This window comes from Pseudomonas fluorescens (assembly GCF_902497855.1).
Lineage (GTDB): Bacteria > Pseudomonadota > Gammaproteobacteria > Pseudomonadales > Pseudomonadaceae > Aquipseudomonas > Aquipseudomonas fluorescens_BI.
Genome location: NZ_CABVHU010000020.1, coordinates 38,579 through 59,886 on the forward strand (window position 1 = coordinate 38,579; position 21,308 = coordinate 59,886).

19 protein-coding genes and 2 pseudogenes are annotated in these 21,308 nt (G+C 54.6%); 10 read left to right on the forward strand and 11 right to left on the reverse strand.

What is annotated here, in order from left to right; all coding sequences use genetic code 11:
- Window positions 1–180 precede the first annotated feature (180 nt).
- Both F8N96_RS35545 and F8N96_RS29375 read right to left on the reverse strand, forming a co-directional pair.
- A pseudogene (locus F8N96_RS35545) lies at window positions 181–261 on the reverse strand (outer membrane lipoprotein carrier protein LolA); the annotation flags it as partial.
- A 23-nt stretch (window positions 262–284) separates the two neighbouring features.
- Window positions 285–1,442 (reverse strand): ATP-binding protein, encoded by a 1,158-nt coding sequence (locus F8N96_RS29375; RefSeq protein ID WP_150800765.1) that lies wholly within the window; start codon window positions 1,440–1,442, stop codon window positions 285–287.
- A gap of 381 nt (window positions 1,443–1,823) precedes the next feature.
- Between F8N96_RS29375 and F8N96_RS29380 the strand changes: the two genes are divergently transcribed.
- Complete coding sequence (locus tag F8N96_RS29380) at window positions 1,824–2,771, forward strand: DNA replication terminus site-binding protein (RefSeq protein ID WP_150800766.1); 948 nt, start codon at window positions 1,824–1,826, stop codon at window positions 2,769–2,771.
- Between the two features lie 7 nt (window positions 2,772–2,778).
- On the opposite strand, the gene F8N96_RS29385 is transcribed toward F8N96_RS29380, so the two are convergent.
- Window positions 2,779–3,744, reverse strand: coding sequence for an endonuclease (locus F8N96_RS29385; RefSeq protein WP_150800767.1), 966 nt, complete (start codon window positions 3,742–3,744; stop codon window positions 2,779–2,781).
- Window positions 3,745–4,019: 275 nt separating this feature from the next.
- On the opposite strand from F8N96_RS29385, the gene F8N96_RS29390 reads away from it, so the two are divergent.
- On the forward strand, window positions 4,020–4,673 hold the full coding sequence (locus F8N96_RS29390; RefSeq protein WP_150800768.1) for a dTMP kinase: 654 nt from the start codon (window positions 4,020–4,022) through the stop codon (window positions 4,671–4,673).
- Window position 4,674: 1 nt separating this feature from the next.
- Here F8N96_RS29390 and F8N96_RS29395 read toward each other — a convergent pair whose 3' ends face one another.
- Entirely contained in the window at window positions 4,675–6,498 is a 1,824-nt protein-coding gene (locus F8N96_RS29395) for an NAD(P)/FAD-dependent oxidoreductase (RefSeq protein ID WP_150800769.1), read from the reverse strand.
- Between the two features lie 244 nt (window positions 6,499–6,742).
- Here F8N96_RS29395 and F8N96_RS29400 point away from each other — a divergent pair, with 244 nt between their 5' ends.
- Window positions 6,743–8,632 carry a sigma-54-dependent Fis family transcriptional regulator gene (locus F8N96_RS29400; RefSeq protein ID WP_150800770.1) on the forward strand — a complete coding sequence of 630 codons (1,890 nt, stop codon included), beginning with the start codon at window positions 6,743–6,745 and terminating at the stop codon, window positions 8,630–8,632.
- Between the two features lie 120 nt (window positions 8,633–8,752).
- On the opposite strand, the gene F8N96_RS29405 is transcribed toward F8N96_RS29400, so the two are convergent.
- A complete protein-coding gene (locus F8N96_RS29405) occupies window positions 8,753–8,980 on the reverse strand; it encodes an AbrB/MazE/SpoVT family DNA-binding domain-containing protein (RefSeq protein ID WP_224794139.1) in 228 nt (75 codons plus the stop codon).
- A gap of 77 nt (window positions 8,981–9,057) precedes the next feature.
- Between F8N96_RS29405 and F8N96_RS29410 the strand changes: the two genes are divergently transcribed.
- Complete coding sequence (locus F8N96_RS29410) at window positions 9,058–10,692, forward strand: hypothetical protein (RefSeq protein WP_150800772.1); 1,635 nt, start codon at window positions 9,058–9,060, stop codon at window positions 10,690–10,692.
- 136 nt (window positions 10,693–10,828) lie between these two features.
- Here the strand turns inward: F8N96_RS29410 and F8N96_RS29415 are convergent.
- The 3 genes and pseudogenes from F8N96_RS29415 to F8N96_RS29425 all read right to left on the reverse strand — a co-directional run.
- Window positions 10,829–10,969: pseudogene (locus F8N96_RS29415) on the reverse strand (ribbon-helix-helix domain-containing protein); the annotation flags it as partial.
- Window positions 10,970–11,211: 242 nt separating this feature from the next.
- Entirely contained in the window at window positions 11,212–12,867 is a 1,656-nt protein-coding gene (locus F8N96_RS29420; RefSeq protein WP_150800773.1) for a cation acetate symporter, read from the reverse strand.
- Window positions 12,864–13,226, reverse strand: a complete 363-nt coding sequence (locus tag F8N96_RS29425; RefSeq protein WP_150800774.1) for a DUF485 domain-containing protein — start codon at window positions 13,224–13,226, stop codon at window positions 12,864–12,866. The genes F8N96_RS29420 and F8N96_RS29425 overlap by 4 nt, the downstream gene beginning before the upstream one ends.
- 685 nt (window positions 13,227–13,911) lie before the next feature.
- Here F8N96_RS29425 and F8N96_RS29430 point away from each other — a divergent pair.
- Genes F8N96_RS29430 through F8N96_RS29440 form a run of 3 tightly spaced genes read left to right on the forward strand, consistent with a single transcriptional unit; the run spans window position 13,912 to window position 17,195 of the window.
- Entirely contained in the window at window positions 13,912–14,613 is a 702-nt protein-coding gene (locus tag F8N96_RS29430; protein WP_064677827.1) for a cyclase family protein, read from the forward strand.
- Window positions 14,614–14,673: 60 nt separating this feature from the next.
- A complete protein-coding gene (locus tag F8N96_RS29435) occupies window positions 14,674–15,765 on the forward strand; it encodes a CobW family GTP-binding protein (protein ID WP_150800775.1) in 1,092 nt (363 codons plus the stop codon).
- The gene (locus F8N96_RS29440) at window positions 15,762–17,195 is read left to right on the forward strand and encodes an amidase (protein WP_224794140.1); all 1,434 of its coding nucleotides are present in this window, start codon (window positions 15,762–15,764) and stop codon (window positions 17,193–17,195) included. The genes F8N96_RS29435 and F8N96_RS29440 overlap by 4 nt, the downstream gene beginning before the upstream one ends.
- Window positions 17,196–17,262: 67 nt before the next feature.
- On the opposite strand, the gene F8N96_RS29445 is transcribed toward F8N96_RS29440, so the two are convergent.
- Window positions 17,263–18,090 (reverse strand): IclR family transcriptional regulator, encoded by an 828-nt coding sequence (locus F8N96_RS29445; RefSeq protein ID WP_150800776.1) that lies wholly within the window; start codon window positions 18,088–18,090, stop codon window positions 17,263–17,265.
- Between the two features lie 369 nt (window positions 18,091–18,459).
- Between F8N96_RS29445 and F8N96_RS35145 the strand changes: the two genes are divergently transcribed.
- Window positions 18,460–18,615: a hypothetical protein gene (locus F8N96_RS35145; RefSeq protein ID WP_191635390.1), complete on the forward strand. Its 156-nt coding sequence runs from the start codon at window positions 18,460–18,462 to the stop codon at window positions 18,613–18,615.
- Between the two features lie 74 nt (window positions 18,616–18,689).
- Here the strand turns inward: F8N96_RS35145 and F8N96_RS29450 are convergent, their stop codons facing one another.
- Complete coding sequence (locus tag F8N96_RS29450) at window positions 18,690–19,019, reverse strand: winged helix-turn-helix transcriptional regulator (RefSeq protein WP_150800840.1); 330 nt, start codon at window positions 19,017–19,019, stop codon at window positions 18,690–18,692.
- 88 nt (window positions 19,020–19,107) lie between these two features.
- On the opposite strand from F8N96_RS29450, the gene F8N96_RS29455 reads away from it, so the two are divergent.
- Both F8N96_RS29455 and F8N96_RS29460 read left to right on the forward strand, forming a co-directional pair.
- The gene (locus F8N96_RS29455; protein ID WP_150800777.1) at window positions 19,108–19,434 is read left to right on the forward strand and encodes a nuclear transport factor 2 family protein; all 327 of its coding nucleotides are present in this window, start codon (window positions 19,108–19,110) and stop codon (window positions 19,432–19,434) included.
- Window positions 19,434–20,213 carry an SDR family oxidoreductase gene (locus tag F8N96_RS29460; protein WP_150800778.1) on the forward strand — a complete coding sequence of 260 codons (780 nt, stop codon included), beginning with the start codon at window positions 19,434–19,436 and terminating at the stop codon, window positions 20,211–20,213. The genes F8N96_RS29455 and F8N96_RS29460 overlap by 1 nt, the downstream gene beginning before the upstream one ends.
- 268 nt (window positions 20,214–20,481) lie before the next feature.
- Here F8N96_RS29460 and F8N96_RS29465 read toward each other — a convergent pair whose 3' ends face one another.
- Window positions 20,482–21,003: a cupin domain-containing protein gene (locus F8N96_RS29465; protein WP_150800779.1), complete on the reverse strand. Its 522-nt coding sequence runs from the start codon at window positions 21,001–21,003 to the stop codon at window positions 20,482–20,484.
- Window positions 21,004–21,308 lie beyond the last annotated feature (305 nt).

Here is a 21,308-nt window from a genome sequence, read left to right on the forward strand (position 1 = left end):
AATATTCCATCGACGAGCACGGTGTTAGGACCTGGGGGAGCGTAAAAGTTGTGACCGCACATCGGAGAATCGTCAACAAACCGATCTAACTGATGAGCGGATCTGAGGGTTTTTTAGAAAGTAACGTTATTTTGACGCTTGTTTGGGCAATGAGCACTGCCATCGGCACACTTGACGATCAACTGTAGGAGCGAGCTTGCTCGCGAAAAACCTGAAAGCGCCGCGGGGTGTCAGGTTGATAGCGTTATCGTTGACGACCATCGCGAGCAAGCTCGCTCCTACAATCAGGACAACCCTCCCAGCAGGCCATCGGCGCGAAGCAGATCGACAATCACATGTTCATCGACTGCATACACACCTCGGGAAGCCTTCCAGACCAACTTCTTCTCCTGTAAGGCAATGAGTGCTTGCTGGACACCCGGTACTTCAACCTTTATTTCGCTTGCTGCAATCCCCGCCTGTGCCAGCGCTTTGGCGTACAGCGCCATGGTCGGAGCCTCGAATGGCGCGTAGTTATCGCCCTTCACGCTCATGACGCGAATAACGGCAGACTGGATAGGGGTGAGGCTATGGATCACCTTCTTCAGGTTCGCGTACAACTCATCAGCTTGCGCTCGAACCAGCTCGGTAAACCGTGCCGGTATGGTTGCAGGGTCAATGGTGAAGTCAAAGCGGATTTCGTCAGCCGCCGCGCCGAGCAGTTCAGGGCGGTAGCCACTTTCCTTGAATAGCTGGAACACCTCTGTTGGATCGAGCGCGCAGGGCAGATCAAGGTTGGCACATAACCAATCGATGAAGTCTTGATCCAGGGTGGGGAACTGCACCATGGAAGCGCCAAAGAATGCCTGATCCTTGCTGTTGCGCAGCATGGCCAGCTTATCCCTGTTCGATCCCGTGCAGACGATGCGAAGGCCATGATGCTTCGAACTGTTGAGTTCGTCCCTTGCCGCCTTGAGGGCGAACAGAGCCGCCACACCTTCGCTCGTTGTTATTGCATGCTGCGCTTCATCGATCATCAGGACGATGATCTTCTGCGACTCATCGGAGAGCGCCACAAGCGCAGTGGTGAGATCGATGTCTTTGCCGAGGCCGATTTTATCCAGGCTGAAATTCATGCCGCCGACAGTGACCTTGTCCATGCCGGATGACTTTGCCAGCCGTGTGATAAACCCGTCGTTACGCCCAACCGCTTCGCGAACGGCCTCTACGATGACCAGACCGGGGTCTTTCGTCAGGTCCTTCCACAAGTCGGCATACAGCACAATTGCCCCTGCTGCTTCCAGGGCGGGCCGCAGGTCTTCACGGGCGAAAGTGGATTTGCCGGTGCGTCGTGGCGCTGCCAGGAAGACACCAGAACTTGCCGAACTGCCCACGGCGACCTGCATGATCAACTTCGAAAGCCGGGTAGCCAAAGCTGGACGGTGAAAGAGGGTTTCAGTCATTTGAGGCCTCTAATTCAGGTCTATAGTGGATTATAGAGTGATTATAGACCAATTATAGTCGGGGTTTTAAAGCAGGAATGTGATTTTTATGGCTAATTATAGAGTGACTATAGACCGATTATAGGGTGGGTCGCGGTGTTCCGGCGAGGGCGTTTGGCGCAAGCCAAGCTGCGGCTGCCGGCTATGTGGAGGTGAGAGGAAGATATCCTCTGGGAAGTAGATAATACCACCCCTGCACTCTGAGCCCCGTGTTTCGATTCCCGTCGTATGTTTTGTTGATCACGGCGCGTAGCGCCAGAGCGGCGGGGCAGGGTTATGAGGTAAGGTGGACGCTATAAGCTACCCTGCATAAAGGGGTGGTATTATTTCGAAGGTTGCCCAATGTCCGATTCCGTCAAAGCCGCCTATCAGGAATTATTGAGTTCTCTCGCCATTTTTGACGCTACGTGGCCATCCCTGGTTTGCGCCGGACATGCTTGGCAGCTGCCACTCTTGAATACCCAGAAAACTCCATCGTATATTCCTGTCGAACACCTGACTGGCCTTGCGGCAGTGAATGCCAGTCGGGCAGCGTTCAGTGAGTTCGAGCGTGATATTGGCCAAGCACCAGGAACGGTCATGCGGTTGCCGGGATTCTTCATTCTTAGCAGTTCTGTCCTTGAACAGGGCAGGGCGGTCAACCGCTGCAAAGCAGCCCTCCAGGCTGCCATTGAAGCCGAGCGAGTCGCCCAAAATGTCTCTATAAGTCGGCGATCGCACATCATGCGCCGCGCCCTGGGTAAAGATTTTTCCCTGAATCAACTCAAACGGTGCATTCAAGTCTTCGACGCCACCCCGAGACAGATTACGTTTACATGGGCCGGGCACACTTCCGGGAAGGAGAAAGTTGGGGTAGGGGCGGTCCGCGAGTACTTGCTTGCCGAGGCCCAAGGTCGCGCCCAGCGTGAAGGTGTTGCCATTGAGCAAACGCCCGAATGGATGGACTTACGAGCCCTATCCAATCTGAGTGATGACGATGTGCTTGACCATCCCAAGCAGGTAGCACCTCACCCTCGGAGCATGCTTTGGTTCTCCGGAAGCAGCCGATACGACGCTATGGTTCACGCAAACCTTCCAATTTTCGTGCTCCAGGGCAACGTAGAACCCAAAGTGGTTGGCCTGAAAGACTTCGACAGCCAGGCGCGCACAGCCAAGCGGCCAGATCAAAAGAATCGTCGAGCAGCCCTGCCAGGAGGAAGATTTTTTCTACCCAGTGATGAGCCTAAAACACCACCAGCGGAGGAAGGTGCACATCTCGCCGGTATTGAATCGACCTACGGACAGAGCTAGAAAGATGCTACTTACAGTTGCCCGCTTTCCGATATCCCGCCGCCTGGGCTCCAGATTCAGAATCAAAGGTTATCTGGTTTTTCGCCGACACCTGACCATAACCTGGGCACCCCATTGACAGGTGATAGATCTGGCTTTTCCGGTTGCCAATGATCGCACCTGCTCTGGTTGTGCTCGCCAGGGACGGCTGGGCTGCTGCTGGCGGGGTCTTCACAGGAATGGCGCTAACCACTCCATCGCCAACCGCCTTGTATCCTTGGGTCCATCGACGGTCACCGGTTACGAACGGGTTGGAATACCCCATGATTGCCGCAATGCGCCTGTCACGCTCTTTCTCCCAAGCCGAAACGGGGTGCTGTTTGTCCCAGGCCATCAGGAGTTGTTGCTGCTGGCGAGACATGTTCAGATTGTATCGGTCGAACATGTAAAAGGTTGTCCTGGCGACCAGCCCCTTGACCTCGTCACGCGGTTCCGCCGCTCGTTGATCGAAATCGACTCGCGTCTTGCACTGCCCATACTGCGGCGCCACGCCGGAAGCCATACCGTAGTTGAAATTGCTACGGTCGCCGTTCACCTCGCCAACGGATGGGTAGAGGTTGAACAGGTCTGCCTCCATTGCTCGAAAAACCGGATCATCGTCTACGCAGTGCTCTCGACCACCGTTCTGCCAGCATTGACGTTGATTTCCGAATGTCCAGGCAGGAACGATGTGTTCCCACTCAGTCCGTTCAGCACGGTTCTGTTGTTTCCTGGTTTGATAGCCGCAAGACTCAGCGTCAATCCGGCCACCCGACTTGCCTACCCACGTCCACTTGCAGCCACAATACAACTCGCCAAAGGCACTGTTCGCCTGGTCGAGGTAGATCTTTTGCTTTGCGATGACCTTGGCTTCGGAAAAGGTCGATGGAGGGCTTGAGAAGGCGGGGGTGATGACCGAGAAGGCCAGTGCTACTACGGAAAGCAGTTTTTTCATTGGACAGCTTAAGCAATTGAAAGGGAACGCATTATACGCACGACTTCACGGCTGCCGATGGAGAACGGGGGATCTGGGATGGCGTGTCTCGTCCACCAATCGCTGGGAGGACGTGCCTTCAGGTTAGAATGTTCACCCATGGCTATTCAGAAGAGCCCACCACTCGGATCGCGTAGTCGCCAAGCGGTTCCAGCGATATTAAATAGATAAGGAAGCAAGATGCTATTGCACGATTCGAGTCTTGGAGAAACCGTGTACCAATCGTTTTTTGAAGAATGAATCGCCCGCTGTTTGTTTCTCTGGATGGGCCCAAGGGAGCCGGCAAAACCACACTGTTGGAGGCCGTCACGAAAGTACTGAGGGCAGACAACAAGAAGGTGATCCGGCTTAGCGAGAGTAAAAGCGATCCCTACAGGGGTGAAACAATGGCCCTCGTCAACAAACTCGTCAGAAATCCCACCCGGGATCTGGAGTTGGAGGTTTGTGAGCGCTTTGCTGATAGCCGTACCTGGATTTCAGAGCACGTGCTGGCTAAACAGCCACCGGGCAGCATCATCTTGATCGATCGCTGGTATCCGTCTGATGCCGCGTTTCGCCGGATAGTCCCGTTTGCAGAGATTCTACAGTTGAACATTGATCGAAATGTGCAAGTGCCAGACCTGCATGTCGGGGTTGTCACCGCCCCTGATATTTCATGGGCGAGGGCAGCGGCACGGTCTCGTGGGTTGGGCAGTACAGTCATCCATAACCTGGAAGCGCATGACGCTTGTACCAAGGCGTTCGAGCGAGCGATTGCAGATCACGGCTGGGTTTTATGCCGTAATGAAGGAACGATCGAAGACGCAACGATGCAGGTGGTTTCCGAGATCTATAGGGTGCTTCGAAGCCCCGTAGGCGAAGGCGCCCAACCACGGCTGGGCGCCATTTGACTCAGCCCGTGTGGTGACTCTCGGCAAGGCCGTAGACGGATGTGTCAATGCCTTCGAAGCGCGCCTTTAACTGCAGCGCCAGATACAGCGAATAATGCCGCGACTGATGCAGGTTGCCACCATGGAACCAGAGGTTTTCCTGCTGTGTTGGCTTCCACATGTTCCGCAGTTCGCCCTCGTAGGGGCCAGGATCATTCGTGGTTCCAGAGCCCAAGCCCCAGCAGCGGCCGACCTTGTCAGCTACTTCCTGGGAAATCAGCTTCGCCGCCCAACCATTCATTGAGCCATAGCCCGTGGCGTAGACGATCAGGTCTGCCGGTAGTCGGCTGCCATCGTTGAGTACGACGGCATCTGCTTCGATGCGTTCGACACCCAGGCCAGGCGCGCTCTTGAGCTTGATCGTGCCATTAGCGATCAGTTCCGAGGCACCGACATCGATGTAGTAACCAGAGCCACGGCGCACGTACTTCATGAAAAGGCCAGAGTCGTCGTCACCGAAATCGAGCATGAAGCCGGCCTCGGCCAAGCGCCCGTAGAAGTCCTTGTCACGCTCCTTGATCGCGTCAAAGATGGGTTGATGAAAGCTTGGCATTACCTTGTAGGGGATCGAGGCGAACAGCATGTCGGCCTTGTCCGTGGTCAAACCCGTCTCCAGGGCGTCTTCTGAGTAGAGCCCGCCGAAGACCAGATCCATTAAACTGTCGGAACGCACGATGTGGGTGCTCGAGCGTTGCACCATGGTCACCTCGGCGCCGTTCTCCACCAGGTCGGCGCAGATATCGTGAGCCGAATTGTTGGCACCGATGACCACCGCGCGCTTGCCGCTCCAGGCGTCTCCGCCGGGATGGCGACTGGAATGATGCTGCTGGCCATTGAAGACCTCGGCACCCGGATAACCAGGCACATTGGGTACGCCAGACATGCCGGTGGCGAGGATCAACTGGGTCGGCCGTAAAGTCACACGCTCGCCATCGCGCTGCACTTCAACTTGCCAGGTGCCACTTTGCTCGTCAAAGCTGGCGCTCACGCATTCTGTACGCGGCCAATAATTGAGCTCCATGACTTTGGTGTACATTTCCAGCCAGTCGCCAATCTGGTCTTTAGGGGTGAAGACTGGCCAGTGATCGGGGAAGGGCAGGTAAGGCATATGGTCGTACCAGACAGGGTCGTGCAGGCACAGCGACTTGTAGCGACCGCGCCACTGATCGCCAGGACGCTCGGCCTTGTCGACGATCAGGGTTGGCACACCCATTCGCTTGAGCCGCGCAGCGAGCCCCAGCCCACCCTGGCCGCCGCCCACGATCAGGCAGTAAGGTTGGGTGGTGATGCCTAGCGAAGCTTCTTCGTCACGGCGGCGTTCCAGCCAGTTGCGTTTGTCGGCGTGGGCGTGACCATGATGGGCACCCATTGGGCGACGGCGGCCGCTGGGTTCTTCAAAGCCTTTGAGCTCGCGCATGGTCGTCAGCAGCGTCCAGCACAGGCCTTCCTTCAGGCGCACGTAGCCTTTACCTCGCGCCGCTTCGGTTTCCAGGCTGATCCAACCTTCGAGCACACCGTTATTCAGCGTTGCCTCACCTTCCACTTTCCACTGCTCAGGACGCGTCTGGTCCAGGCGTGTTTCAAGCATGTCCCGGATGGCAGGCTTGCCTTCCAGGGTCACCAGGTTCCAGCTGAAAAGTAGCAGGTCGCGCCAGTAACACTCATCGGCAAATAGTTCGAGTGCACCGTCCAGATCACGTTGGGCGAGACACGCGTTGAGGTTTTCGACCCAAGCCGCTAGCTGATCGGTTGGCGTTTGCAGAGGTGTTTCGATAGCGATGTTCATAGGGCTTCTCCATTCTTGTTGTTTTTGTAACAACTTGCCCTGGAGCAAAGCCCGGGCCATCTTCATGAAAGCCCTGTTGCAGAGCGGCTGCCGCAGCACTGCTCAGGTTTCGACACGGATCCATGTCACGATTCCGGGAATGGCGGATGACAGAGTGTCACTCGGTACAAAAAGCGCTCGTTGCGATCTTTTCATATAAGCTGCAAACAGCCCCGTGTCCTGACCGTAACGGAGAACAAGAACGATGAAGCCGGCCTTGATCAACGCCCATGCACAACAAGTGCTACAAGCCGTGCAGGGCACTGCCGCCAGTCACGGCCATACCACGGACCTGGCTATCACGCGGTCCTGGCGTCGATGCCTGGATCAGCATCAGCTGGATCCCGCCAGCCGCCGCGCGCCTAATGTAGTTGAGCACCCACGGTTACAGGATCACCGCGCGCCACTGGAACACATCATCTCCGTGGCGCACTGGCAGATGAGCAGTTTGCACCAGCAACTCGGGCGTGATGGCCACGTGGTGCTACTCACCGATGCGCGCGGCGTGGCGATTGACAGTGTGTTCAACGAATCCGAACGAGCCGAGTTCCAGCGTTCCGGACTGTGGCTCGGTTCGGTATGGAGCGAGGATTGCGAGGGTACCAACGGTGTCGGCACCTGCCTGGTCGAGCGACAGCACGTAACCATCCGTCGTGATGAACATTTCCGCGGCAAGCATGTCGGCTTGACGTGTTCGGCCAGTCCGATATTTGCTGCGAACGGTGAGTTGCTTGCCGTGCTCAACCTGTCCTCTGTGCGGGAGGAACAGAGTCTTCAGCAACACTTCAAGGCCATGGCGTTGACCAGCCTGACCGCCAATTTGATCGAGAGCTGTTATTTCCTGGGGCATGATCCGCAGCGGTACTTGCTGCGCTTCCACCCAGAGGCCGGCTTCGTTGGGCTGCTAGGTGAAGGCCTGCTCAGTTTCGACGAAAGTGCCCGAATCTGTTCAGTCAATCAGACTGCGCTGGATCTGCTGGGCCTCAGCCGTGACCAGGTGGTTGGGCAATCCCTGACGATGCTGCTGGAAACGCCTATCGATCAGGTGATGAGTCAGGCCAGCGCTCAGCCGAGCGTCTGTTGGCCAATGCGGCTGGTGGACGGACGCCTGCTCTACGGCCAGTTGCGCGAACCCTTACGCCAGACGCCTTTAGTCACGCCTGCAATCCCCAAAATCAACGACGTCCACGTGTGCCTGGAGGACCCGCGCCTGCAACGGGGCTTTGCTCGCGCATTGCGTGTGTTGGAGCGTGACGTTCCGGTGTTTCTACAAGGCGAAACCGGTACCGGCAAAGAAGCTTTTTCTGCGGCGCTGCATCGTGCCAGCTCCAGAGCGAGCCAGCCGTTTGTGGCGATCAATTGCGCGGCCATTCCAGAAACGCTGATCGAGAGCGAGCTGTTCGGCTATCGCGGCGGCAGCTTCACCGGCGCACGCAAGGACGGGATGGTCGGTAAGCTGGAGCAGGCCCATGGCGGCATTCTGTTTCTCGATGAGATCGCCGATATGCCACTGGCGTTACAGACTCGCCTGCTGCGTGTGCTGGAGGAACGCCAGGTGGTGCCACTAGGCGGCGCGACAGCGCGTCCGCTCGACGTACGCCTTATCAGTGCCAGCCACCAGAATCTGCAAGCCTGTGTGGCCGAAGGGCGCTTTCGCGAAGATCTGTTTTACCGCATTGCCGGGTTCGCCGTGCAACTCCCGCCGCTGCGTGAGCGTTCAGACAAAGGCCGTTTGCTCGACCTTCTACTGCGCGAAGAGACAAAAGGTGCAAGGATTCGGCTGGATGCTGGAGTTAGAGAACGCTTGTTGACCCATCCCTGGCCGGGCAATGTCCGGCAACTGCGTACGTGTCTGCGCACACTGGTAGCGTTGGCGTTGGAGGGGCGTGTCACGCTGGATGATTTGGCGGAGTTGCTGCCGGCAGCGCCAGCCGCGCCAGCCGAAAATCCGCTTGGAGTGTCCGAACGGCAGACGCTGCTGACGTTGATTGAGGCGGAACATTGGCATATTGCCCGTGTTGCGGCGCGCCTGGGGATCAGTCGTAATACGCTTTATCGCAAATTGCGTCAGCATGGGATTTCGCGGCCTGGTTGAATGCAGAAGGACGTCGTTGCGTTTCCTGGCGCTGTGGACTTGGGCTGAGGCGATAGAGGTCGAGTAGGAGAGGGCGCTAGAAGCATGATGTGCTGGTTCCACGAACGTTTTATTTTTTCCTCATTTGTCCTCGGCGCTACCGTGCTGTTCGCTATCCCAGGCTTCAGTGAGCTCGTCTATTCGATCCGCAATTTGAGGTGTTTTGGATAGGACAAGGCATCGAGTGCTGCCAACAAATTCCTCTATCAGATACACAGCGTCGCCGACATCCAGTTCGAGTTCCTGCAAAGCCTCATCGGGAATTCGAATCGCACCATCACCATCCCATTCTTCGATCATGATTTTCATAGGTGGCTTTCTCACGTGTGGTCTCCATTGCGTCTAAGTCGGCAATGGTAACGTGTCTGCGTGGCGGAGGCGTGGGTGTGATCAGGTGGACTGTCGAGGAAAATCTAGAAGCCCTGACGGGCGAGCAGAAGCTTTGCATCATCGACACCGGGGTCGGCATGACCGGGGAGGAGATGGTCAAGTACATCAACCATTTAAGCTCTTCCATTAGCAAGCAATCGACCTCGGGTAATTTTGGTGTAGGGGCCAAGATATCCGCTGCCCCTGCAAACCCCGAAGGCTTGATCTACATGAGTTGGGTCGATGGGCATGGCTACATGATTCATTTGCACAGAGATGCTAATGGCCAGTATGGCTTGAAACGCTACCCCAGTGGCGAGTTCTGGTCACATATCACGAACAAACCCAAGCCCGACATCATCAAAAAGCATGGAACCATGGTGATATTGCTTGGAAAGCATTCCGCTCATAACACTATCGAACCACCTGAAAACGGCCGAATGCCCCGCAAGTGGATTCTGCGCTACCTAAATGCGCGGTTCTTCAAATTTCCCGAAGGCGTAGTGGTGTCTGCCATTGAGGGCTGGGAAAACCCTCCCCGTGATCAACATCGTTTCCTGCGTACCGTGACTGGGATGGCTCCTTGGTTAGAGGCCAACAGCCAGGCTCGCGGCAACATGAAATTGCCCCGTACCGACGCAACGTTTTTTTGGTACATCCTAAGAGATGGTGTGGATCTCAACAGCGGGCATTACACACCACCAGGTCATGTTTCGGCGTTGTATCAGGATGAGTTGTACGAGGTTGTAATGAGCAATGCCGGGTACGCTCGCCTTCAATCGTTCGGCGTGATCTTTGGTTGTGAGCGCGTCGTGATTTATGTCAAACCAGACAATACATTCGCCGTTACCGCTAACACCGCTCGTACGGCGCTCCTCATTGGTGGCGAACAACTGGATTGGGCCGCGTACGCAGCGGAGTTCAGAGAAAACATGCCTCAGGAGCTGGCTGCCTTCCAGGATCAGATCGGCCACAAAGCGAAGAGCAGTGACCACCGCGCTGCAATTCGCGAGAGATTGAAAACAATCCAGGAGCTGTTTAGGTTTGGTCGATACCGCCCCAATCCTAAAGGTGCGCACACGATCATTCATGTCAACAGCAATGCCGGCGGGGAGCCACAGCAAAAAGGAGACCAAGCAGGCACAGGATCTGGCTCGTCAGGTAGCAAGGGAGGTCGACAGGGTGATCTCTACGCGCTCTTCACGGCTGAAGAGGGCACACAGGCAGAGTTCATCGACCAGAATACGGAACCTCAAGTGGCATGGGTGAGCATTGAAGATGGCTCACGAGCCAAGGAGGAGATGGACGATCGCGCTGCAAACTACATCTTCGACAGCAATCTCATTAAGGTAAATGCCGACTTTCGGGTCGTCACAGATATGGTTGAACGTTGGGAGCAACGGTACTCCAATGTTCCCGGCGCCGGTGGCTCAGGTGGGGCGATTGAGCAAGTCGTCCGCGAATGGTTCGAGCAACAGCTGATTGAAACCGTCATGAGCGCCCATGCGCTGAGAAAAGGCGGGAAGTGGAGCACAGAGGAAGCATGCAGACTCTGGGACGAAAATGCACTGACGGCTGCGGTGTTGCCCAGATATCACATCGACGTCAGCATCAAGCGCACGCTGGGACAAAAGTTAGGAACTCTCAAGTAGAGCGACACCGGCACAAACCGAGAGCTAGAGACTAGAAACCCGACTCCACCCAAGTCGGGTTTCTTTTAGAAGAATGATGAATTTGCCAACAAGCGTGAGCGTGGATTAGGCCGTACGAGCCAAGTACCGAGTGCAACAGGATGTCCCAAAACTGATTTTCCAGCCGCAGAGTCGTGATCACTCCATATATGCGCAACGAGCGTGATCGATACTCATACAAGCTAGGGGTCTGAACGTTGGTGATGAGCAATTGCCGATCCTGAACGTAGCTCAGCATGGGCTCGCGGTACGGTCATGCAACAGTTCGCGCGTCTGTGATGCGCGAAATGCGCGGAGAAAGGTATTGCTCAAGGAGGCACAATGAATTAATGAGAGCCGAAGTCTGGTTTTTTGGCAGGTCACCGATTTTTTAACACCCAATGGTTGCAGTATCAAAAAATCGGTAGGTACTTCAGGCCTTCCATAGACGTACGTATGACAACGCCTTGAGACGCACAGGAAAACCATCAAAACAATTTGTTACTCGCCTTTCAACTGCGCCTTCCAGGTTGCTGGCGCACCCAACTCAGAATCGACTAATTGATTATCGAAAAGGCTGCGTTCGCGCACGGCACTGGCGGAGCAATCGGTAATGGAGAACACAAAGATACCGACAAATGCGACGACCATAGAGAACAGCGCTGGATATTCGTACGGGAACCAAGCTTGTTGATGATGGAGTATCTTGACCCATACCGTTGGACTGAGTACGCATAGAGTGATTGCAGATACAAGGCCCAGCGATCCCCCAATCACGGCACCGCGCGTCGTCAAACCTTTCCAGTAGATAGACAACAACAGAACTGGAAAATTGGAACTTGCCGCGATGGAGAAGGTGAGGCTTACAATAAACGCAATATTTTGCTTCTCAAATGCAATCGCTAAAAGTATCGATAGCAGCCCCATAACAATGGTTGTTACACGCGATACGCGCATTTCATCACGATCGCTGGCTGTACCGCGGCATAACGCATGAGCATAGAGGTCATGAGAAACCGCAGAAGAACCTGCCAGGGTTAGCCCAGCCACTACCGCCAGTATCGTCGAGAACGATACCGCGCACATAAAACCCAGGAAGACGTTACCGCCAACGTTCTGCGCGAGGTGAATTGCAACCATGTTAACGCCGCCCAAAATCCCACCTGATGCATCGTGATAGGCAGGGTTGCTGGCAACCAGGGCAATGGTGCCGAAGCCGATGATAACGATCAGCGCATAGCCTATGCCGACCAGACCAGTGGCATACAGAATACTTTGGCGCGCCGCTTTGACGTTACCGACGGTGAAGAACCGCATGAGAATATGTGGGAGACCTGCCGTGCCGAAGACAAGTGCCAATCCTAATGAAATGGCAGACACCGGATCTGTAATCAAGCCTCCTGGGCTCATGATTGCGATATGGGATGGATGCACTTCGGTAGCTTGAGTGAACAGTTGATTCAAGCTGAATCCGAACTGGGACAACACCATAAAGGCCATGAAGACGCAGCCGGTGAGCAGTAACACCGCCTTGATAATCTGAATCCAGGTGGTTGCTAGCATCCCACCAAAGAAAACATAGATAACCATCAGCGTACCCACGAGAAGCACCGCCGCGGTGTAATCGAAGCCGAATAGCAATTCAACCAGTTTTCCAGCGCCTACCAGTTGGGAAACCAGATAAAGCAACACGATCACAATAGAACTGGAGGCCGAAAATGCTCGTATAGGTCGTTGTTTCAACCGATATGACAGTACGTCCGCCAAGGTGTAGCGCCCCAGGTTTCGCAATGGCTCCGCAATCAGAAACAAAATAATTGGCCAGCTTGCAAGGAAGCCGATGGAGTAGATCAGTCCATCAAAACCACTGGTAAAAACCAACGCGGAAATGCCCAGTAAAGACGCCGCTGACATATAGTCGCCGGCGATGGCCCAACCATTCTGGAAACCGGTGATTTTTCCTCCTGCAGCATAGTGATCCGCAACGCTATTGTTTTTACGTGCCGCCCATCGCGTGACAAACAAAGTGAAAATAACGAATGCTAAAAACATGCCGATGGCAATGGGGTTGTGCTTGTGTGCTGCGGAAGGGACGTCGGCTGCGTATACCGCGACTGAACCAAGGATGGCCGAGATTGCAATAATTAGACGCTTCATTTGTTGAAGCTCCTGATGATTGTTTTTATTTTAGGGTCGTAGCAGGTGTTCGTGCGCCATACATAGACAGCCACGATAAGAATCGTGAAAGCGAGCATTCCGAAGCCAATAGGCACACCCCAAGTCATCGGCTGCCCTACGGTGATAGGTGTGCCTAAGCTGGCAGGTATAAATGCCAGTGATAGAATAAAACCGAAATACACCGCCAGCATAAGAGCCGTCATGCTCCACGAAAATATTCGTCGCTGTTTTACCAAAGCACGAAACTGTGGGTTTTCGAGAATCGGATTGCAAATCGTGTCACCAACCTGGTCAACGGACACGACCGGGGCACCATCTTGTAGATATGCATGTTCCATGGTTATCTCCTGCGGAAGGCATGTATGGCTGGATTTAGAACTTCACCGGCATCGCTATTTCACGTCATGTTTATGTCTCTTGTGAAATCAAGGGGCCTACTTATCGTCGCGGATCGATAAGTAAGCCATATGTATTAGCTTTGTAATATTCGATCTAAAACGTTTCAGATCGACCTGGATGCGTTCCATGGTTGCTGGAGTTTTTTGGAGCTGAATCAAGCTTTATCGATGGCATGGAGCATTGCAATAGCGTGCCCAACAAAGGATTCCACATGATGGACGCTCCGGTCCGGGGCGCATGGCATCGTTCATTTAAGTGATTAAAAACCACTTTTTCAGGCCTTGTAGTGCTGAAAAGAGATAGCCTGTTTTTTAAGGATGGCTCTGGCAAGCCCTTTTGAGTGAGCGTGGATTGGTAACGGTGCACGTTGGCGAAGCAGTTATGAAAAGCGTTCCACGATGTGGACTTGTTTGTAAGGGTCGGTGGTTGTAGGGCAGAGGTACGAGCGTTAAGGTTTCCCCACTGGAAAAGCGCCAGCCCAATCAATTCAATGTGGCCAAGTTTTAGCGTTGAGTTGGAAGTTTTGGGTTAAAACAAATTGCTCAGGCAATGTGGTGGCTTTGTTCAGGAAAAGAGAAATTGTAAATCTGCCGAATCTATCAACTCGAATAAAAAGTAGGCCATATGACTCAGCGCATTGTCGATCTAACCCTGACGCTCTCTGATAACATGCCGGCGCACAAACTTTTCCAGCGGCCAATCGTAGCGCCTCACCTCACTCACGAAAAATCTCTCGAACTCGGTCTGGGCGTGCCAGGTGATCCGATGACGTTCGCGACCACCTTCATCAGCACACTCGATCATATTGCGACTCACGTCGATGCGTTTTACCACACCAGTCCAAACGGAGCTCCGGTTGATGAGATGCCCCTGTCCATGTTTATGGGCAAGGCCGTCTGCTTTGACATGACCCACGTCCCCGATCTGGGCGACATCGATGTTGCCGATCTGGAGGCAGCCGAGGATGCCACGGGTGTGAAGGTCGACGGGCATATCGTGCTGCTGAATACTGGGTTGCACAAACGGCACTACCCCGACATCAAGGTTGTCTGGTCGAACCCTGGCCTGACCGCCGAGGCGACCCACTGGCTGGCCGACCGCGGCTCGAAGTTACACGGCGTGGAAGGGCCGTCCACCGACAAGCCTTCCCATAACCTTTTCCCCAGCCACCGTGTTTGCCGAGACAGGGGGATCACCCACTACGAGTGGCTGGTGAACCTTGAAGAATTGGTTGGCAAAGGGGAATTCATGTTCTATGGCCCCCCGCTGAAGATCAAGAATGGCAGCGGCTCCCCTGTGCGCGCCTGGGCTGTTCTCGACGAGTAACTGAACTTTCCAGTATCAGGGCGATGAGCTTCATCGCCCTATATCAAGTCAGGTGATGATATGAATGATTCGATCGATCAGGATCAGCGAATCCCGATAACTCTTCTCACTGGGTTTTTGGGCGCCGGCAAAACGACGTTGGTTAACCGAATCCTGTCTAACCCCAATAAGGAGCGGGTGGCGGTCATCGTCAACGAGTTCGGCGAGATCGGAATTGATGGCGATCTGATCAGCCGTGCTTCGGATGACATGCTCGAACTGAGCAATGGATGTATCTGCTGTTCGAGCAAGGACGACTTAATCGAGTCGCTGTATAAGTTGTACATGCGCAAATCCGGACTGCTCGAGCCGAAGATCGATTTCGACCGGATCGTGATTGAAACGACGGGGCTCGCGAACCCGGCGCCCTTGGCGCAGGCGTTCTACACCGACATGTCACTGAGCCTGACCTACCGGCTGGATGCAATCGTTACGCTTGTAGACGCCAAGCACATTAGCCTGCAGCTGAGAGACTGTCCTGAGGCCGAGCGACAAATCGCTCTGGCAGACAAGGTGGTGTTGAATAAGCGCGACCTGGTGAGCGATGATGAATTCGGCCAGGCCCTCGCCGCAGTTTCAAAACTAAACCCCTTCGCGCCAAAGGAGTTCACCTCCTTCAGTGAGATCGACATAGACCAGTTGCTTCGTGGGTCGTTCTTTGATCCGGCGACCAAGAACGCCGACCTGAGTGGCTGGCTCGGGGGTAAGGAGCCGGAGGGGTGCGAGCATCACGGGGCAGATTGCCATTCTTGCCACCCTCACAAAGGCCATCACCATACCGATGTGTCGGCCATAAGCCTGCGCGACTCGCGCGAGGTCGATTACCAGGAACTGATGAGCTGCCTCCTTCAGTTGACGGAGGAGTACGGGCCGAATCTCTACCGCATCAAGGGATTGATCAGGTTCAGCGGAGTAGGGCGGCTAGTGGTGCTCCAAGGCGTCCAAAACGTGTTCAGTCCATTGAGCTACGCCGATGCCTGGCCTGGAGGGGTAGCCGAAACTCGTCTGGTGATCATTGGCAAGGAGCTCGATCACAACAAAATCAGGGAACGGTTTGAGGCGTGCATCGCGAAAGCGCAACCGGTGCTGGATCGAGCTCTGGGAATGATTTGACTCTGAAAAAGGCGCATCAAAGTATGACTTCTTACCCATTCCGCTCGGCTCTGGACTTGCGTAACGCTATCACGAGCAAAGAGATTTCGCCCGTTGAGGTGGTGACGGCGGCCATCGATAGGATGCAGTCACTAGAACCACAGTTGAACGCATTTGTGACCCAAACTCCCGAACTTGCCTTGAGCGCCGCACGGGCTGCCGAGAAAACCGTGATGGCGGGGGAAAAGCTCGGCGCGCTGCATGGCCTCCCCATTTCGGTCAAAGATCTTATCTCGGTTGGCGGTGTGCGGCAGACTTTTGGGTCGCGTGTCATGGCTGAAAATATCGCCGCCTCGGATGCCCCTTCCGTGGAGCGGATCAAGGCCGCAGGTGCCTGCATCATCGGGACGACCACCACCAGCGAATTCGGCTGCAAGGCGGTCGGCGATTCACCCATGACGGGAATCACTCGCAATCCGTGGAACCTGGGCAAGACCCCGGGAGGCTCAAGTTGCGGGGCCGCTGCCAGTGTAGCGGCCGGTGTGACACCCTTCGCTCTGGGCACAGATGGCGGCGGTTCGATTCGCACACCTGCGTCGTTCACGGGTTTGGTCGGTATCAAGGCTCAGTTTGCCCGGGTTCCGGTCTTTCCAACATCGGCGACGCCGACCTTGGCCCATGTGGGCCCACTGGCCAGGACAGTGCGTGACAGCGCATTGCTGTTAGGGGTGCTCTCCGGCTTTGATCGGCGTGATCCGTTCTCGGTGAGCAGCGATGTCCCAGATTATCTAGCAGCCTGCGAGCTTCCCGTTAAAGGAATGCGTGTAGCCTGGAGCCCGACGTTAGGCTTTGCGAAACCTGATTCCGAGATCCTCCGGATCACTGAAAACGCGGTGAGGATCCTGGAAAAGTTGGGTTGTGAAGTCATCCAGTTGGAGGAGGGGATTAGTATTGATCCCGCCAATATCTGGTTGTCCGAGTTCTACGCCGGCATCAGCACCCGATTGAGCGGGGCCATGCGTGATTCGCGAGATCTGCTGGATCCTGCACTTTGCGAAGTACTTGAGGCGGCCGGAGGCCAATCCTTCTCTTCTTATTACGAGAACGTCTTTGCACGTTACGCCTTTCGTGAAAAGGTGAGCGCGCTGTTCGAGTCTTTTGATTTGCTGCTATCGCCGACCGTACCTATTGCGGCTTGTGATGTCGGGGTGGACGTTCCCCCGCAGTTCGGTGGTCGAAGTCTTTGCACTTGGCAGTACTACACCTATCCATTCAACGTGACAGGTCAGCCGGCGGCGTCGGTTCCGGTGGGCTTCACGGCGGCAGGCCTGCCTGTCGGTCTGCAGATAGTCGCAAAGGTGAACCAGGAGAAAGACATCTTCCGTGCCGCCTCTGCATTGGAAGGTGAACAGTGCCTCTGGGATACAGTGCCGCCGGGGTTCGCGCAGTAGCCTCTGAAAGTCGTGCATGAAAAAGGCCAGCTTGGGGAAGCTGGCCTTTTTGTCTATCGGGAAGAACCTAATTCATCAAACCACCTGATTGGTAGATCAGATTCTGGATTGTCCGAGATTCCTGCCGGAGCAGTGAGATGATCTCTTGGTGTTTCGCTGTCGAGATCGAGTCGCAGACCAAAGTGACGCTGAGGGCGCACAGTGGAGCGCCTTTGTGATCGTTGATCACTGTACCCACTCCGCTGAAGCCAGGGATCAGGTTGCCGTCATGTACCGCGTAGCCGATATCTTGCGATTGGCGAATGATCTTCAACAGTTTCGGTGTAGAGAGGCCGCCGTATTTGATGAGGCGCTTTGCATTCAAATCGCAGAGGCGGGAGATTTCATCGTCCGGCAGGAGCATCATTAGCGCCAGGCTTCCAGCACCTACCCCCAGTGGCCGGTGAACCCCGATTTCGATGACGGGTGCGTTTACCGGCCGCGTGCCTTCGACGCGCTCGATGGAGATTGCATCGCGATTGCTTCTGATGGTGAGGAAGGCCATCTCGCCAGTGGCCTCTGCCAGGCGGGCCATTGAAGGGCGGCACAAGGCCTTGAGCTTGAATTGTGTAGCGGCAGTCAGGCCGAGCTCGAAAAGCCCGTGACCAAGCATATAATGCCGTGTTACCGGATCCTGCATAACCAACCCCTCACGCACCAGGCACGAGAGTATTCGATGGATAGTCGGACGTTCGAGTTTCAGGATGGTAGAGAGATCGGAGAGGCGAAGTCCTTGGTCGTTATAGGAGGCAATCTCGCGCAGGATATTGGCTGCGCGCTCGATACTTTGAGTTCCAGAAGGCTTGCCGCAAACGGGCTCGAACGTACAGGGAGCGTTATTGTCAGTCTCGAACATGGGTAGTGTACCCCATACAGTAAAAGATAGTCTGTTAAGCGGAAACCAGAGCTTACCTTCCTGGTAAAGAGCGTTGGTTTCCAATCATACGCTTTAGCCTGACTAATGCGTGGAACATCCAATAAACAGAAAAAACACAACTTTCATTGCTTTGGGTACGAGCTACAGGATCTCTGCATTAGCGCCGTAGAGTATGTATTTATATATTTCAGCGACTGCCGAGATCATCGGCCTCGCTCAAAGCAGTGCTCAGTAAAGCATCATGGTGCCCGTCACGCCAGCTGCTTAGAAGCCCCGAGAGACAGTGATTTCACTCACTGCCTGAATCCGCTGAATCGTTTCCACAGGATTCCGCTGCCGACGCATCACATGCTGGAGTCCACCATAGCTGATGCGCTGCACTTGGTGAATGCCATGCTTGATGAAGTGAACACCGCCTGTCCGGGCATCGAAACTCGCTTCGAAATTGAGGGTGTGTCTGGTGAGGAGGAAGAGGATGCAAAGTCTACCGTTGAGCCCGTATAGGCGCCGAGACCTGGGAACCGGTCAGCAGGGTGTGATGGCTGGCCGCTTACGTCGGTTACAAGCATTTTGGTTGATCAATTAGCTGAATCAGCCCACTTCAACATTCCATCAAGCACTGGACAAAGCTTTTGTCCCCATTCCGTCAGGCGATAATCTACTCGAGGCGGTTTTTCGTCGTAGACGGTACGTATCACCAGCCCATCCTGTTCCAGCCCCCGCAGTTGTTGAGCCAGCATTTTTTGAGAAATGCCACTGACAACGCGTTCAAGATCTGAAAAGCGTTGAATTTTGCCATCGAAAAGGTGAAACAGAATGACCAGTTTCCATCTGCCACGCAGCAGTGCAAGTACGGCATTGACATCTTTGGCCGCTGAATCAGGCGTATAGATCTTGTTGTGGCTCATCATAGTTACTTACTTTTTCGTGCGTTCTTGTCGAGTTTGGCCGAGGCGCTGATCATGAGTAACACTTGTCCATCAGGAGAGTAACCCGATGAGTATCACTCGGCACCCAGCCATTGAAGCATATTTTACAAGTGAGACCGGCACCGACATCGGCACCTTAAAGGCGGTATTTACGCATGATGCGACTGTCCTGGATGAGGGGGAAACCATCATGGGTATTGATGCCATCGCCGCATGGAGAGCGGCTGCGAAAGCGAAGTACCAATACACTGCCGAACCCTTGGACAGTCAGGAGGACGAGGCGAAGTCGGTGATCAGCGTGCGGCTCTCCGGTAATTTTCCCGGCAGCCCTGCGGTAGTGACATATACCTTCAGTGTTAATGATGGAAAGATAAATGCCCTGGAGATTGGTTGATGAGTGCCGATAATGGGCTGGAAGGTTGCCGCGCTCTTGTGACTGGAGGCACACAGGGGATAGGGAAGGCGGTCGTTCAAACGTTGCAGGGGCAGGGCGCCGACGTTCTTGCGACTTCCAGGCATCCTCCTGAATGGCTTTCAGACGAACATTTCTTCGCCGCGGACTTAACCACGCTGCACGGTTGCCAAGCCGTTGCCGGCGAAGTGCAACGGAGATGGGGCGGCATCGATATCATCGTCCATGTATTGGGTGGCTCCTCGGCCCCAGGCGGCGGATTCCAGGCTTTGACGGAGGAACATTGGAGCGCTGCGTTCGACCTGAATTTCTACCCCTCGGTTCGAATAGACCGCGCGTTGGCGCCCCTCATGGTTGCGCAACGTTCCGGGGTGATCGTTCATGTCACTTCGATCCAAAGCCAGTTGCCGCTTTGCGAGGCAACCACAGCGTACGCGGCCGCAAAAGCGGCGCTTTCAAATTACAGCAAGGCGTTATCCAAAGAACTCAGCCCGCAGGGTGTACGGGTAGTGCGGGTGTCTCCAGGATGGGTGGAAACGGAGGCTGCTGTTGGTTTGGTCAAGCGAATTGCGCAGTCAGGCGAGATTGACGAAGAGACAGCCAGGCAGTCTGTAATGGACTCCCTGGGGGGAATTCCCCTCGGTCGTCCCAACCAACCGCAGGAGGTTGCTGACCTTATCAGCTTTTTAGTTTCAGCCAAGGCAAGCGCCCTGACAGGTGTCGAGTACGTAATCGATGGCGGGACAATTCCTACTGTCTGAGTATTGCGATTTTGAGTGCCGCGCTAGTGGGAGTATCGGCATCAACGTACGGACCAAGACGCAAGGCATTGGTGACATAGGTTGAGTTACGTTTCTACATACTTGATTTAACATAATATACATTATACGTAATGCCGTATTCGGGGATCAGCCGAGTTGCACGCACATTTTGAGGAGATGATTCCCCTCAACCCTCAACCCTCAACCCTCAACGACATAACCCTCAACGACATAACCACCAACCCTCGACAACTTGACCACCAACCACTCATTCACGTGCCAGCTTCTCAATCAACATCGAATGCTCCGGAAACCGCTGGCCAAGCTTCTCCCGAATCCCCATCTCCATATCCGCATAATCAAACCCTGGTGAAACCGCCTCACTAATCAATCCGTATCCCGCGAACCCATCCAGCAGCTGCGAAGCTTTCCAGATTCCTCCAGGCACGTGCAGCTGTAAACATTCTCCTGCGAGAATATCGTTGCCCATCACGACAGTTTTCAATGTGCCGTCCGGATAAATCAGGCTGTACTGAATCGCATCGCCCAGATGGTAGTAATGCACGATGTCGGACCGGTTCAGGTGAAAGTAGCCGATCGGCGAATCGCGGGTCAGCAGATAATAAATGGAGCTCATCAAATACCGATGACCGCCAGCAGTCTCGACTGTGCAATGATCTGTCTGGAAGGTTCTGCGATAGAATCCACCTTCCATGTGGGGCTGGAGGTCGAGCGCAGCGACCACGTCTTGAGCCTTGGGAGTTTGGTTGTCGCGTCTGTTCTGAGCCATGGGGCAAGCCACCTGCCAGTGTTTAGAAATAAAGCCAGTAATTATAATTAAACTAAACATCTATTTAGTTGAGTTAATTGATCTGCTCATCAGACTAGTGTATCAAATGGTACGACGATCGCACTTGAGTCCCCTTTCCTTCCATAGTTTTGAGGTCCAAAGACAAATAACCGCATTTGAGTTCCGCCCTATGGATCTTACTTGGTTACGCTGGCACGCACCGCAAAATGCAAAACGCCCAATGCAGCGCATCGGGCGTTAAGTGAAACAGGTGTAAACCATTCCAGGACCGGTAAAACTCACCA

Coding starts and splice junctions, on each gene's coding strand:
- F8N96_RS29375 (WP_150800765.1), bottom strand. CDS start 1,442: ATGACTGAAACCCTCTTTCACCGTCCAGCTTTGGCTACCCGGCTTTCG.
- F8N96_RS29380 (WP_150800766.1), top strand. CDS start 1,824: ATGTCCGATTCCGTCAAAGCCGCCTATCAGGAATTATTGAGTTCTCTC.
- F8N96_RS29385 (WP_150800767.1), bottom strand. CDS start 3,744: ATGAAAAAACTGCTTTCCGTAGTAGCACTGGCCTTCTCGGTCATCACC.
- F8N96_RS29390 (WP_150800768.1), top strand. CDS start 4,020: ATGAATCGCCCGCTGTTTGTTTCTCTGGATGGGCCCAAGGGAGCCGGC.
- F8N96_RS29395 (WP_150800769.1), bottom strand. CDS start 6,498: ATGAACATCGCTATCGAAACACCTCTGCAAACGCCAACCGATCAGCTA.
- F8N96_RS29400 (WP_150800770.1), top strand. CDS start 6,743: ATGAAGCCGGCCTTGATCAACGCCCATGCACAACAAGTGCTACAAGCC.
- F8N96_RS29405 (WP_224794139.1), bottom strand. CDS start 8,980: ATGAAAATCATGATCGAAGAATGGGATGGTGATGGTGCGATTCGAATT.
- F8N96_RS29420 (WP_150800773.1), bottom strand. CDS start 12,867: ATGAAGCGTCTAATTATTGCAATCTCGGCCATCCTTGGTTCAGTCGCG.
- F8N96_RS29425 (WP_150800774.1), bottom strand. CDS start 13,226: ATGGAACATGCATATCTACAAGATGGTGCCCCGGTCGTGTCCGTTGAC.
- F8N96_RS29430 (WP_064677827.1), top strand. CDS start 13,912: ATGACTCAGCGCATTGTCGATCTAACCCTGACGCTCTCTGATAACATG.
- F8N96_RS29435 (WP_150800775.1), top strand. CDS start 14,674: ATGAATGATTCGATCGATCAGGATCAGCGAATCCCGATAACTCTTCTC.
- F8N96_RS29445 (WP_150800776.1), bottom strand. CDS start 18,090: ATGTTCGAGACTGACAATAACGCTCCCTGTACGTTCGAGCCCGTTTGC.
- F8N96_RS35145 (WP_191635390.1), top strand. CDS start 18,460: ATGCTGGAGTCCACCATAGCTGATGCGCTGCACTTGGTGAATGCCATG.
- F8N96_RS29450 (WP_150800840.1), bottom strand. CDS start 19,019: ATGAGCCACAACAAGATCTATACGCCTGATTCAGCGGCCAAAGATGTC.
- F8N96_RS29455 (WP_150800777.1), top strand. CDS start 19,108: ATGAGTATCACTCGGCACCCAGCCATTGAAGCATATTTTACAAGTGAG.
- F8N96_RS29460 (WP_150800778.1), top strand. CDS start 19,434: ATGAGTGCCGATAATGGGCTGGAAGGTTGCCGCGCTCTTGTGACTGGA.
- F8N96_RS29465 (WP_150800779.1), bottom strand. CDS start 21,003: ATGGCTCAGAACAGACGCGACAACCAAACTCCCAAGGCTCAAGACGTG.